Origin of the sequence: Gimesia chilikensis, from assembly GCF_007744075.1 — a bacterium.
Classification (GTDB): Bacteria; Planctomycetota; Planctomycetia; order Planctomycetales; family Planctomycetaceae; genus Gimesia; species Gimesia chilikensis_A.
The window spans coordinates 257,829-270,494 of record NZ_CP036266.1 but is presented as its reverse complement, the minus strand read 5'-3'; the positions used below and the strand labels follow the sequence as shown (position 1 = coordinate 270,494).

At 55.8% G+C, this 12,666-nt stretch carries 13 protein-coding genes; 2 read left to right on the top strand and 11 right to left on the bottom strand.

The features are described 5' to 3' along the window. Nucleotides 1-117: 117 nt before the first annotated feature. Nucleotides 118-579, top strand: coding sequence for a DUF1348 family protein (locus tag HG66A1_RS01115; protein ID WP_145180048.1), 462 nt, complete (start codon nt 118-120; stop codon nt 577-579). 11 nt (nt 580-590) lie between these two features. On the opposite strand, the gene HG66A1_RS01110 is transcribed toward HG66A1_RS01115, so the two are convergent. From HG66A1_RS01110 to HG66A1_RS01075, 9 genes are all read right to left on the bottom strand, one after another. Beyond that, entirely contained in the window at nt 591-1,358 is a 768-nt protein-coding gene (locus HG66A1_RS01110; protein ID WP_145180046.1) for a phosphatase PAP2 family protein, read from the bottom strand. 102 nt (nt 1,359-1,460) lie between these two features. Further along, nucleotides 1,461-2,045, bottom strand: coding sequence for a sigma-70 family RNA polymerase sigma factor (locus tag HG66A1_RS01105; RefSeq protein WP_145180044.1), 585 nt, complete (start codon nt 2,043-2,045; stop codon nt 1,461-1,463). Nucleotides 2,046-2,191: 146 nt separating this feature from the next. After that, nucleotides 2,192-3,007, bottom strand: coding sequence for an RDD family protein (locus HG66A1_RS01100; protein ID WP_145180042.1), 816 nt, complete (start codon nt 3,005-3,007; stop codon nt 2,192-2,194). A gap of 267 nt (nt 3,008-3,274) precedes the next feature. Further along, a complete protein-coding gene (locus HG66A1_RS01095) occupies nt 3,275-4,222 on the bottom strand; it encodes a DUF1559 domain-containing protein (RefSeq protein ID WP_145180040.1) in 948 nt (315 codons plus the stop codon). Nucleotides 4,223-4,331: 109 nt separating this feature from the next. Beyond that, entirely contained in the window at nt 4,332-5,054 is a 723-nt protein-coding gene (locus HG66A1_RS01090) for a DUF434 domain-containing protein (RefSeq protein WP_197996934.1), read from the bottom strand. Between the two features lie 73 nt (nt 5,055-5,127). Further along, entirely contained in the window at nt 5,128-5,421 is a 294-nt protein-coding gene (locus HG66A1_RS31800) for a DUF4274 domain-containing protein (RefSeq protein ID WP_232106730.1), read from the bottom strand. A gap of 28 nt (nt 5,422-5,449) precedes the next feature. Next, nucleotides 5,450-5,755: a hypothetical protein gene (locus HG66A1_RS31795; protein WP_197996932.1), complete on the bottom strand. Its 306-nt coding sequence runs from the start codon at nt 5,753-5,755 to the stop codon at nt 5,450-5,452. Nucleotides 5,756-5,790: 35 nt separating this feature from the next. After that, nucleotides 5,791-6,432, bottom strand: a complete 642-nt coding sequence (locus tag HG66A1_RS01080; RefSeq protein ID WP_145180034.1) for a hypothetical protein — start codon at nt 6,430-6,432, stop codon at nt 5,791-5,793. A 7-nt stretch (nt 6,433-6,439) separates the two neighbouring features. Then, a complete protein-coding gene (locus HG66A1_RS01075; protein WP_145180032.1) occupies nt 6,440-6,814 on the bottom strand; it encodes a hypothetical protein in 375 nt (124 codons plus the stop codon). Nucleotides 6,815-7,165: 351 nt separating this feature from the next. Between HG66A1_RS01075 and HG66A1_RS01070 the strand changes: the two genes are divergently transcribed. Then, entirely contained in the window at nt 7,166-8,608 is a 1,443-nt protein-coding gene (locus HG66A1_RS01070) for a hypothetical protein (protein ID WP_145180030.1), read from the top strand. On the opposite strand, the gene HG66A1_RS01065 is transcribed toward HG66A1_RS01070, so the two are convergent. Together HG66A1_RS01065 and HG66A1_RS01060 are read right to left on the bottom strand one after the other, a co-directional pair. After that, nucleotides 8,591-12,289, bottom strand: a complete 3,699-nt coding sequence (locus HG66A1_RS01065; protein ID WP_197996931.1) for a M56 family metallopeptidase — start codon at nt 12,287-12,289, stop codon at nt 8,591-8,593. The two genes, HG66A1_RS01070 and HG66A1_RS01065, sit on opposite strands and share 18 nt — an antisense overlap. A 14-nt stretch (nt 12,290-12,303) precedes the next feature. Continuing rightward, the gene (locus HG66A1_RS01060) at nt 12,304-12,666 is read right to left on the bottom strand and encodes a BlaI/MecI/CopY family transcriptional regulator (RefSeq protein ID WP_145180025.1); all 363 of its coding nucleotides are present in this window, start codon (nt 12,664-12,666) and stop codon (nt 12,304-12,306) included.

The following is a 12,666-nucleotide window of genomic DNA, read 5'->3' as shown; positions in this document are numbered from 1 at the left end:
ATTATCTGATATCAAATACCCACGCCATCGAATGAGGTCCGCCTCGTTCTCTTTTTTAGGATATATTATACAGACCTGTCTGTTTACAACAGCTTCAACCCAACACAGGAGACACACATGACTGCCATCAAACCCCCGTTCAATTTCGCCACCGCTACCGCCAAAGTCCGTGCTGCGGAAGATGCCTGGAACAGCCGCGACCCTGAAACGGTCTCCCTGGCCTACTCCCCGGATTCCGAGTGGCGGAACCGCGATCAGTTTCTGCAGGGACGCGACCAGATCCGGGAATTCCTCGCCGGCAAATGGGAGCGGGAACTCGATTATCGGCTCGTCAAATCGCTGTGGAGCTATTCGGAAAACCGCATCGGCGTTCGCTTTCAGTACGAGTATCACGATGCAGACGGCCAATGGTTCCGCGCCTACGGAAATGAACTCTGGGAGTTTGACGAAGCAGGACTCATGCGCCGCCGCGAAGCCAGCATCAACGACGTCCCCATCCCCGCAGACCAGCGCCGTTTTCACTGGCCCACCTCCGGTCCCCGGCCACTGATGCACGCAGGCATTCCGGAAGTCGCCTGATCGACGGACAGTCAGATCTCGGTGTCGGCAACAGCAGATTCTGAGGTCTGACTGGCATCTTCAATCCGGTGCCGCTGCTGTAACCAGCGGGCGAGAATCCAGCAGAACAGCGCCCAGGCCAGCCCCGCGGTCCAGCCGGCAATCACATCGGTCGGGTAATGCACGCCGAGGTAAATCCGACTGAGCCCGATCAACAGCGTCAGCAGCAGCGCCACACAGAGCACGTAAATCTTCACCCGGGTCTGCTGAATCACCGACGCGAGCAGTGCCCCCAGCGTGAGATAGATCACCGCCGAAAGCATCGAGTGGCCACTGGGGAAGCTGCTGGTATAAACATACGAAAGATGCGGCACCACATCCGGGCGGGGTCGACTGATGAAATGCTTGAGCGCAGAACTGAGCAGCAGCCCTCCGAGGGAAGCGAACAGCAATAACAGAATCACCCGTTTTTTCCCTTCGATCCAGAGATAGCCTGCCACAACCGTCGTAAAGAAGACCAGCGTCGCCACGCCCCCCAGCGCAGTCAGATCGCGGCCCATCTCCTGCACCCAGGGCGGCCCGATGGGAATCGACGGATCGTCGGCCCGTCGCATCGAACGGATGACCCACTTGTCGAATGCCTGGGTCTCCTGTTCCAGCACCTCGTCGGTGAGCTCAATGAACGCCCAGGTAGAGCCGGCCAGAATCAGAAAAAAGACCAGCAGCAGCGGTTCACGACCTTTAAGCCAGTTCACCGCAAACTCGAACCATTTCAGCAGCCGCCGAGAGAACAATTTCATCCATCCGGTTTCAGACATGATTTCAGTTTAGCAGAAAGCACGAAGAAAACTCTATCCTCACACCTCTTCTATCGACGGTAGAGGGCCGACTCTCTCACGGACTCAGGCATCACCGTTGAGTCGTTTGCGCAAATTTTCGAGCCCGCGTTTGATCAGGGAGGCCACCGCCGTTTCCGAACGACCAAAGTGGTGTTCCAGATCCGCCAGCGACCAGCCTTCAATGTGCCTTAACCGCACCGCTTCCCCCTGGTCTGCGGGAATCGACGCCAGCACTTCAGCCAGCCGCACCGCATCCTCCGCCTGCATCACCCTTTGTGAGGGACTCAGGGTTTCCAGGTGAAACAGCCCCTCCAGACGCGAGCCCGCGACCTCATTACCCACGGCTCGCTTCTCTGCGCCCGCGTGTCGACGGATGGTATCCTGAATATTCCGTTCATGGATCTTCTGTAACCAGGCAACAAATTGCGCCTCTTCTTTCCCGTCGAACTGCTGAAAGTTCCGCAGCGCCGACAGACAGGTCTGCTGCACGATATCCGAATCATCCACGCGTGCCTGCAGACGACCGTCCAGCGCCCGTTGCGTGATGAATTTCAAATAGGGCCGGTGGCGATCCAGTAATTGCCCGATCGCCTCCTGGTTGCCCTGCAGCGATTCGTTGAGAAGTCGCTGGTATTCCGAGTTGCGCATGCCCGTATCCTGAGAGATCTCGATCGGTAGACAGAATTGGAAGAGTCTCTCTCATTATGCACATCTGCACCCCGGAATAAAACTGATTCTCAACGATTTCTTAACCAGACTGAATCGGCAGCAGTCAACAGGCAACGGGCTGCTTGCTATTCACTGACCAGTCTGACCTTGGGAACGGTTTTAATCGAAGTATCACCCAGCAAGTCGCCGATCCGTCTCCCCGTGATCAGCAACATCCCCACTTCGGTCAGCACCACCAGAATGGCGACCGGCACGCCAATCACGAACCCGATTATCGGAATACAAAACAGGAACGGCCCGATACACAGCGGAATATTTCGCAAGATTCGCGGCCCGACCCTTGCCGGGTCGGCACTGTTATTTGACACCTGTAATCCCAGCAGCAGTTTCCCGGGACTGGCCCCTGCCGCATCGCGGAACAGCCAGTAGCAGCACAGCATCAGGCCGATGAGAATCTGCCCCAGAATCGGAATCAACACCAGCGGTGCCAGGATCAGCGTCAGCAGTGCATCGATCACATATGCGATTGCCCGCAGCAGAACTGTGGCCGTCTCGGATTCCGGCAGACCGGCAACCACTTCGGGCGTCTTCGACTCTGGCTCACTACTGGTCCGGGCTGGTAACGCGGTGGTCTCAACCGACTTTTCAGCGGGGGCAGGTTTTGTCGACACGGTCTGCTCAACAACCCGTGGTTTCTCAGATGGCGTCGGTTTGGGGGGCGTTGTTGAATCGCGGGACGGTGTTCTGCTTTTGATCTTTGTCGCATTTTTCTTTCCAGCCGCAGACCGTCGCGTCTCTACAAAATGCTGCAGCCGCTGAATCTCCCGGGGCGTAAAGGTCCTCTGGATATCATCGGCGGCCGCAATCTTCAGGTGCTGGCAGATTTTGCGAAACTGCGATTCCGAAACGCGCAACCTCTGACATAAATCACTGGAATTCATAGAGATACCTCATTATTCAAACTGCAAAACCATGTGTCAGGCAAAGACGAAAGGGGGAATACTGACGTCAGTTGACGAACAGTGCTCAACCTCTCAAGCGTCAGCACAGCGCAAACTTGGCGGCGGAAATGCACAATTCTGAAAAAAGGAGAGGCCAGAGCCAGCGATTATCGAACAGGCATTCGAAACAGCGTTGAAACAAAAAAGGCAGGTCTCATTAAGTTGAGACCTGCCTTTTTCTTCTCTTACTGGTTGTCTGACGTTCGCTCAAAATTCACCGATGGCCTCACCACCGTTGGGGGTACTCATCGCCTTTAACACATCCGGATCAATATTCTCCGAAACAAATCGCACCGCTCCGTCGGAGAGCAGCACATGATTACCCCCCACCATCGACGTCTTCCTCCCCTCTCGCATCACGTTGGCAGGATGATCGATATTGGTCGGATCGCCCCACGGCTTGAAGCCCTCTCCCGATTCAATCGCCATGATCGTAGTCGAGGCGCCATCGGTGATATCACGAAACCGTGTGTTCCCATTGGTCTCCAGCAACAGTTCGTTCCCGATGTAATGCGACAGCGCCAACCCGTCTGGAGAAACGGTCTCCTCAACGGAAGGATGCAGATAGTCTGGAATGACCTGGGTAAAATGCTTGCGATTTTCCGGCGTCGTCCAGGGTTGATGGATGTTAATTCGATTGTATAACGGCGCCTGATCCATAAAGGGCAGAATGAATGTCTGCCAGCTGTGGTTCGGCTTGCCTTCCACGTTGGTCGTCCCCCCCGGGGTAAACACTCCGAACGTGTCGTGATAGTTATGCATGGCCAGGCCGATCTGCTTCAGATGGTTTTTGGAAGTCGACCGCCGGGCTGCTTCGCGCGCCTGCTCAACGGCAGGTAGCAGCAGAGCCACCAGCACCAGGACCACGAGAATGCCCCCGCCTCCCAGAATCGCGAGGACCAGAATCAGCGTTGTGTTGTTTTTCTTCGGGCCAGAGGAAGTGGAACTCGTCTGTTCAAAGTCGGAGCTCCCACTGCTGACTGTCTCCGCCGGCAAGAGCCCCGGTATCTGACCCGCAGGTCGGAATTCACCCGCCTCCCCTTCTCTCACCAGATCCGACTCCTGTACTTTGCCCTGCGCCGCCAGTTCAATCAGCCGTTCCCGGGTTAAGGGTCCTGCTGTCTGGTCACCACGTTTCACATACCAGTTGGCCATGATGGTCTCTTTCTCGCTGGAGACTCTGGGACAGAGTCAGGTCCAAAACTCAGCAGTAGAAGTACGAACACCAGTCTAACAGATCCGCATCCGACCCGATACGAAAAAATCAGCAACCCGACAGATCGACCACCCACGCTTCGGGTACCCGCTCTTCGACAGCGGTCCGCGCCAGGTTGAACCACCGCCCGGCCTGGTTGAGAATCTGGCTGTCCGCGGAAGCCACGATCTGGTCGGCAGCACTCAACACAGGGTCGGGGTCAGGCACGAGGTCGATCTCCCAGTTCCAGCCCCGCTCCTCACTGAGTTCCCGCAGCATCGTTTTCAGACGCCCACTGTTGGAGACCGGCTGATCCAGCAACCAGCGACAACTGGAAACGTTCCACTCCGCCAGCAGTTCGCCCAGGATCTCAATTGCAGGGATCGTCTCGGCCACTTTACGATAGCTGCCGTGCATACTGGCCATGTCCCGAAAACAGCCATCGTGGGCCAGTAGAATGACCCCGCCCGAAAGCGCCGCCTCCAGCGACGTCAACACGTTATACCCGTCAATCCACAGTTCCGCTCCCGCAAGGTCCGGCGTCTCGACCTGATACATCTGCCGCCGGTTCGCGTCCTCCTCACTACAGGCACAGCGGCCCACCGCCAGCCGCTGCCGCGCGTTCAACGCATAACGATCCCCCACCAGCTTGAGTGCAGAGACCGACGCATACCCGCGAGTCAACAGCCAGTTCAGATCAGAAGTCGCCCGGCGCAGATCAGGCTCCGCATCGCGCGCAAACAGCAACCGATCCTGGGGATGTGCCCCCCGATGATTCCGCCGGTCAGGCATGTACTTTCCTCCGGCTCCTGTTCTGACAAAGCTTGACTGTGGTAGATTGCATGATGAATGGACACCGCAATGATTATCGACGACCGCGTTTCGTTCCAGGGACAGCCTGCAGCATGGCTGCGGGCAACTGCAGAACTTCAAGGTCGACATCATCTTCCTGGATCCAAGGCTCCGGGTCAAAGTACATCTTTTTCGACTGAAAGTCATTCTTTTTAAATCGAAGTTTGATCGTCCGCAGCAATCTCATGGCATCCTGCTCTTCTTCATAGGGGCATTCAGAAATGGTGCTGTAATCGGAAAAGTAGACCGGATCATTGATCCAGAACAGTCGCAGGGCGGTGCCCGCATCGCACGACGGATGCTTCATTAACCGAATGAGAGGCTTCAATCCCCGATCAGCGTTGTAAGTGACAAGTGAAGCAATGAATTTCCCTGGGCTTCTCAACGGATTTAATAAACTCCCGACGCAGTTTGGCCCACCGGCGAGACTCCTTCTCGAGAGCAGCATTATCATCTTTATGTTCAAAGCATCTGAACCAGGCATTTTCTGCCACATCAAGTATGAATTGAAGTCTTTTTTGCGATAACTTCTCGCATTCCGCATAAGCTCTCATCAACACCTCTGCTTGTGTCGACATACGTTTGCGAAAAGCGGGTTCTGCCAGCTCCTTCTTCGTTTTCTTTCGAACTGCTTTTGCCATGGGAATGCCTTGTCAGGGATGAAGTGTAATCAATTTTAACGGTCAAACTGCAGGCCTTTTAATGCTTCCTCGGGAATCAAAACTTCATCCGAGAAGATCGCGATATCATAATAATCGGGATCGAAGTGCGGATCTTGCGTTGTGCAGACCACGATGGACCAGTCCTTGTGTTCGCCGGTCAGCAGGGCCTGTAGTTCGACCAGTGTCTGTGATGACACTTCGTCCTCCCAGACAATGATATAACATTCATAGCTCGGACCGTACCAGTCCCAGTTCTGGTAAGTGAACGGAGTGACTGAGATTCCTTCGAGACCTGCTTTCTGCAGAATTTCGGGAACTGGCGTGTCATGAAAATGACGTTCGGCCCAGGCTTCCATTTTTTTGTGCAGCGACAGATTCAACTTATCATAGCGTTCTTTCTCCGCCTCGGACATGTCCTGTGCATCCAGATCCGGATCCAGTCCACGTCTCCTGCAGGCGGCACGCTTCCCATCATCCATATCGCTGTATTCCAGAACTCGCAGGCCTGCGATCTGATCCCGGGTTGACCAACGCGTACTGGCTGACGGCATGGCAGAACTTTCAATAGCAGAATTCAAAGGTTCCAGTTGAGGTTCACCACAACCGCTGTTGAGCAGCTGAAAACAACACAGAAGCAGAACAGGTAATGCTTTCATAGCAGGCTCAATCTATCAGACCATCCGCCTGCATCTGTTGGTTTCGAATTTCCGCATCCTGCTCGAAGTACTCCTCCGCAAAGTAGGTTGGCAGCGGCTCTGGTTCCTCATGCAGACGTAAAATTCCTTCCTCGATCAAGGTGCCCATGATTTCGTGAATCTGCTCCCGCAGCCCCGCCGGTTCCCCCGCTTCGTACTGGGCAGCCATTTGTATCACAAAGTCACCGACTGTATGTTCGCCATCGGCAGACATGAAAACCACCGCATACCAGGGTTCCATCGTGATCATCCGCGGCGCATGTTCGCTGAAGCTGTCGTGCACCACCAGTTGCCCCTCCATCGTATGCCAGCACGCCTTACGGGAAAAATACTTCTCATCCATGGTCGACCTCGTTTTTGTCTGGAATCAAATCGGCGTAAAAGCGACGGATAGAATACCCGCAACCACATAGTGTATTTACGTTTATTCTTCGCCGTTTTTCAAGGATGAGTCTGCATTTCTGTGTGAATAAGCCTCGGCCCGCTGCCGCCCCACTGGTTCGTCTTGACAGATTTCGGGGTCACGAGTTAGAGTGCCGCGACTCTGGTAGTAGACAATTGTCAGCAAACGCAACTGCCCCACCCCGGCTGACAGCGCCCCATGCGGGCCCCGAATTGTCACCGCATCGAGCTGATGAGGAACGGAATCAATCGCCTCGCCCCGGGGCTGCGCTCTCGCGAAAGGAATCGAACCATGCGATATCAAGTAACCCTGACCCTGCTGACACTCCTGTTAATCCAGGGCTTTGTCCTCGCCGATGATCCTGCAGAACAGCCGCAGGACAAGCCGATTAAACAGGCTTCCTTCGCGGCACAACCCGAGCCTCAGGAATCGAAACTGTCAGCTCGTAAACCTGACGCAAACGATCTCACCAGAAAGCGGGATGGCGTATGGTGGTGTCCTTTTATCAGTTCCGAAAGTGACTCCGCCAACCAGAGGCCACCAGCGAATGCGACACCCTCCGAAATCGCAATCTGGAAGGCACTCCGTAAGCCCGCTACCTTAAAGACCGATAAGCAACCCCTGTCCGATGTCATGCGCAAACTCGCTCAGGATTTTGGTATTAATATCGTCGTCGATTCACTGGGCCTGAACGAAGTCGGCTTAACACCTGAGACGCCCATCTCCATGGAAGTCGACGGAATCAAGTTGAAAAGTGTGCTCAACCTGATGTTAGTACCCCAGGATCTCGCATTCATAATCAAAAACGAAGTGCTTGTAATCACCAGCAAAACGCGAGCCCAGGGAAAGCGTTATGTGGTCAGCTACCCGGTCGCCGACCTGGTAATCCCCATTCCCATGACCGGTCCGGTTTCCGCTGATGAACCAATTCCGGTCGTCAACAGAAACTCGGTCGACTTCAACTCGCTGATCGAAGTCATTGAATCCTCGGTGCAACCTGTCGATTGGGAGCGGCTCGGCGGCACAGGTTCGATTCGTGCGTTTGATCCCACGATGTGCCTCGTCATCCGGCAGTCGAAAGAAGCACATCAGGAAATCGAAACCTTACTCACAGAACTCCGCCGGCAGCGGGATTTTCACGTTTCCGTAGAAACCCGCATCCTGGAAAACCTGCCGGACAAAGCCTGGGAACGACTGGGCCTCGACCTGGATGCCAACAGTCTGATGGCCCGCACTCAGCAGAACAAAGGTCCACTGGGGGGAGTCCTGCTCAACGATGAAGAGGTTAAGTCGCTCCTGGAAGCAGCACAAAACCACAGCCGCACCAATCTGATCCAGCCGCCTGAAGTTGCGTTGTTAAACGGCTACACCGCCCATGTGACCGAGTATACTGCGGGAGGTCAGCCGCATCCGTTACAACGTCCCTTCTATCTGCAGCCGGTGATTTCCGCAGATCGTCGTGAAGTCCGCCTTAACCTGCGGGTCAGCGATCAACAGTCCGAGCCTCAGCTACTGCAGACCTACGTCACGACCGTCCCCGATGGCAAAGCCGTCCTCATCGAACTCGTCGCGCAGAAGACCAACCAGACAGGAGTCCCCGTTTCAGACAATGCGGCCGACGCGAAAGTCTTCAAGAAGACCACCGCCGATCAGACGCGCACCTTCCTGCTGCTCCGCCCGAAAATCATCGTCCAGCAAGAAGAGGAAGAACCGGTCTCACCTCCCGCGGAATAAATTCGCTCCCGTAACGAGACGATTCAGTCCAAACCGACGGCCTTTACGGAAGGCAACCGGGTTCAACTCATTATCGCCAGTCATAAAACCACCCGGCTTCAGACTGTCGTCCTGGACTTCGATCCCCACATACAGAATCCCCGGCGTTCCTTCACGCGTGATGTAGAAGAACGTGACGGTATCCAGCGGTCTGGCTTGGTTGGTCTCCGGATCGAAGCTCACCAGCAGATCCTGTTGGTTGGCGCGCCCTTCCGCCTGCAGTGCGTCGATGGAAGCCTGCTCCAAGGATTCTTTCCACCGCGACTTGGGTAGCTCCCATGTGCGGAGACCGATGGGCCGCAGAACAAACTGAGTCTGCCCCTCTTCTCCCTTGATTTCGTCCCCCAGCATATCGTAACCCTGCCCGGCCGCCCATTCCCGGATTTCCTTAAACAGACCGTCTGACAGTTTCTGATCACGCCAGCGTTTCGGCAATGCGGTCGCCCGACCCGTATCGAGATCATAAAACACGAGCCCCTCCGGTGCGCTACGAATCGACTGCAGCACCCAGCCGCTCGTACCACTCTTCGTCTTCAACAGCGCGGAGGACGGAATGGAATCAGTCGCTGTCGGAGCAGGCAACGGGGGCAGGTTCACTTGATAAAACGCGGGGGCATCGGTGAATTCCTGTGCGTGCTTCTCCCACCACTGCGCCCAACGTGCGGCAACCTGGTGGAACAGCGCCGCCTTGGCCTGTTTCTGACTGGGGAAATCATACTCATTTAGAAAGATGTGATTCAGTTCCTGATCACCAAAATTCTGACCGGTCAGCGACTCCAGGGCACCAAAGATTTCGCGGACAGGCCGCCCAAATCCATATTCACTGCCTCTGTGTTGCTGACTCAGGTCGTGCTGTTGCATGAACTTGAGCAGTGCGACATCCGTTTCCCGAATCTGCAAACCCATATCGGAACCGGGGCGAATTAACGTTTTAGGAATTGCCCGGATCAGGCCAGGAACCGCGCGTTTGTCGCCAATCGCACGCAAGATAAAACCGAGACAGCGGAGCAGCATATCATCCGACGTCTGATCCAGTTCCGCGACCAGTTCCGGCACCACGTCAGGTCCCAGGACCGCGATCTTCCGCAGTTGATTGGCCCACTCATCGCTGAACCGGTCCGACCCTGAGTTCAGCTCTTTAAGTTCCGCCAGTAGTTTTCCGACGGATTCTTTGGGAGGCAACTTTGCCTCATCCTCCTCGATGCCAGCAGGTGGGGACTCTCTTTGATCATCCACTAACGCGGCTCTCATTAACTTACCCCGCAACATCAGGTCCGGATCAGGAACCTGCGGCTTCTCCGCCAGCTCACCGATGACAATATCACGGTGCACCGTCTGACCATCGCCGACTTTCAGATAACCCGGGGTAGAGCTCCCATTCATCAGGTAAATGTAGTTTCGTCCCGGCGCCACGTGCAGACGATAGGTTCCATCCGCTTGCACTCTGGTGCTAGTGACTGCGGCCCCGGTCATCGGTCGCGCCGGCCCATGATGGGCCACTTGCATCTTCAGCTTGTCGCCATCAATGGGTTGGTCCGTCGCCGGATCAATCACTTTCCCGGTCACATAGCCACCCCGGGCCATCGGGATATCTCTGCCCGCCTGCCGCTGTCCCTCCATCACTTTCAGGGCTTTGATCGCCAGGGGCATCCGCTCCGGTGCGACGGCCCAGATATTGTAATAATCAGTCGTCATGCGGAGTTTGTAGTTGCCGTTGGCATCCGTCCTGGTTGTGAAACCACCATACCGGGCGATCCCTTGCGCATGAACCTCAACATCGGCCAGCGGCTCTCCCGTCACCAGATCAACCACCTGCCCTTCCACAATCGCCGGGGGATGCAATGTAACGTCAACGGTTTGCGGAAGCTGCGAATACGACGCGATCGTGATCGGATAATCTGCGTGATGCACCCGGAACAAGCATCGCGTGACCGTGTACCCTTTTTTGTTCGACGGGGACTTTGTGTTCGACTTATCTGAATTCCAGGCAGCCAGATCCTTAATGGTGTACCGCCCCTGGCTGTCGGTTTTGGCCATACGGAATCCCGGTATCGGATACTGAGACGACTGTAGCGTGACCACCGCATCAGCAACCGGGTTTCCATTCTCATCGGTAATCGTACCGCTCAAGGCAGCGGTGTCTGATTTCATGCGCAAGGATAACTTAGGGCGTTGGTACTCTGGCCACATCGACCACATCGCCGACGAATAACCAGCCTTGGTGGCAACCATGGTCAAGCGGCCTCCCTCACCAGGCATCTGCACATCTTGAAATGTAAAGTGACCACGGTCGTCAATGGTTGTCTCTCCCTGAAAGACAGGCTTGGCATACCCTTCGGGATAACGATAAAGCTTCACCGTCGCCCCCGGTTCGCCGGTTCCGGAGAGCGTCTCTTTGACGCCCTGAGCCTGCTCACTCTCCTTGACCTGCACTGTCTGTGGCTGGTCTTTAGCCTCTGACGGCTGTTCCTGGGCGCGACTGATGCGCACCACTCCCAGGAGAACCACCATCGCGACCGCCGTCGTCAGCATGCTGCCCGCCTGCCAGCGGTTCAATCCCCTGCTGGCCCGGTTGCGACTCACGGCTTCAATTCGTTTGCGCACCTGCGATCGGCGGGCCATCGCCAGGGCGGCACTCCTGTTTCGCTCTGCCACGCGTAACGCCAGCCCCGCCAGCAGACGCCCATACAATTTGTCATCCCCCAGATAGCCGGCGGCTTTTAAATCGCAGAGTTCATCGCAGGCGTCCGCATGCACGACGCGGGTTCTCCACATCAGCGGATGGAACCAGAGCAGAATCTGTAACAGCGTGAAAAGATGATGCCAGCGCAGGTCATTCCCCCGGCAGTGGGCGATCTCATGTGCCAAAGACGCCTGTAATTCCTGGCGTTCTGCAGCAGCGCATTGTTGCACCGGTATTAATACCCCGGGCCGCCATGCTCCTACGATGAAGGGAGTTTGCACTTCCTCACTGCAACGGACATCAATCGATTTCAGATAGCCGAGCTGTGCAGCAATCGCCTCAGCCTGATCCTGAATTTCGGCAGGCACCGGTATCGCACGTCGATAGAGTGCCACGAGACTGAGCACGCCGCCCAACCAGCTCAATGTAAGCAGCGCCACACCGAGGGCCCAGATTACGCAGGCATAACCCAACAAACCAGTGGGAAACCAACTTGCTGTGAGAACCGTCTCCTGCGTCCCCGCATTCTCAACAATAGACGCCTGCGTGGCGGCGGTGTCCTCGATCGGCGGCCGCTCATTCAGCGGCGTTAACCCTCTGTCAGAAAGCACGATGTCCCGGGATAAGGGACCACTCACAGGCACAGTCAGCTCTCTGGCAGCAGCCGTTTCATTCAGATCAGGAGGTTCGACGACCTCATCCACTTCCACAACAGGGGAGGCGGCAGGCAGCAGTGCCAGTTGCAGTCGGTAGGGCAGCAGACTCAAAACAGTCACGATTATCAGACTGGCCGCCGTCATCCGCCACAGTAAAATTCGCAGCCGGGGATTCCAGCGGCTGCAGGCACAGTGACAGAGCCAGGCCACCATCAGAATCAACGTCAATCGAATCAGAATCAGCAGGGCACTATTTGATAAACCATCACTGCTGCCCATCAACCAGTTCAAGGTGGATGACATCTTCGCCTCCCGAATCATTTTTGCTGGGGATCATCGGCCAGCCGTTTGAGTTCCAGTAACTCATCCTGGCTCAGCTTCTCTGCGCGAATCAGATCCAGAATGAGTTTCCTGGCGGAACCTTCGCAGTAAGCATCGACTATCTGACGAATCGTCGAACGAAACGCCGCCTTGCGACGCGTGATCGCCTTGTAATAGTAAGCCTTACCGACCTTGCGACGTGAGATGTGCCCCTTCTCGACAAGGATCGCAAGGTAGGAACGCAGCGCCGGATTTTTAATCGGCTCCGGAAAATGCTCCTGCAACTCGCTCGGCTTCAGCTCACCCTGTTCCCACAGGATCTGCATCACAGCAAGTTCGCCTGGTGTAAAACGCGACAT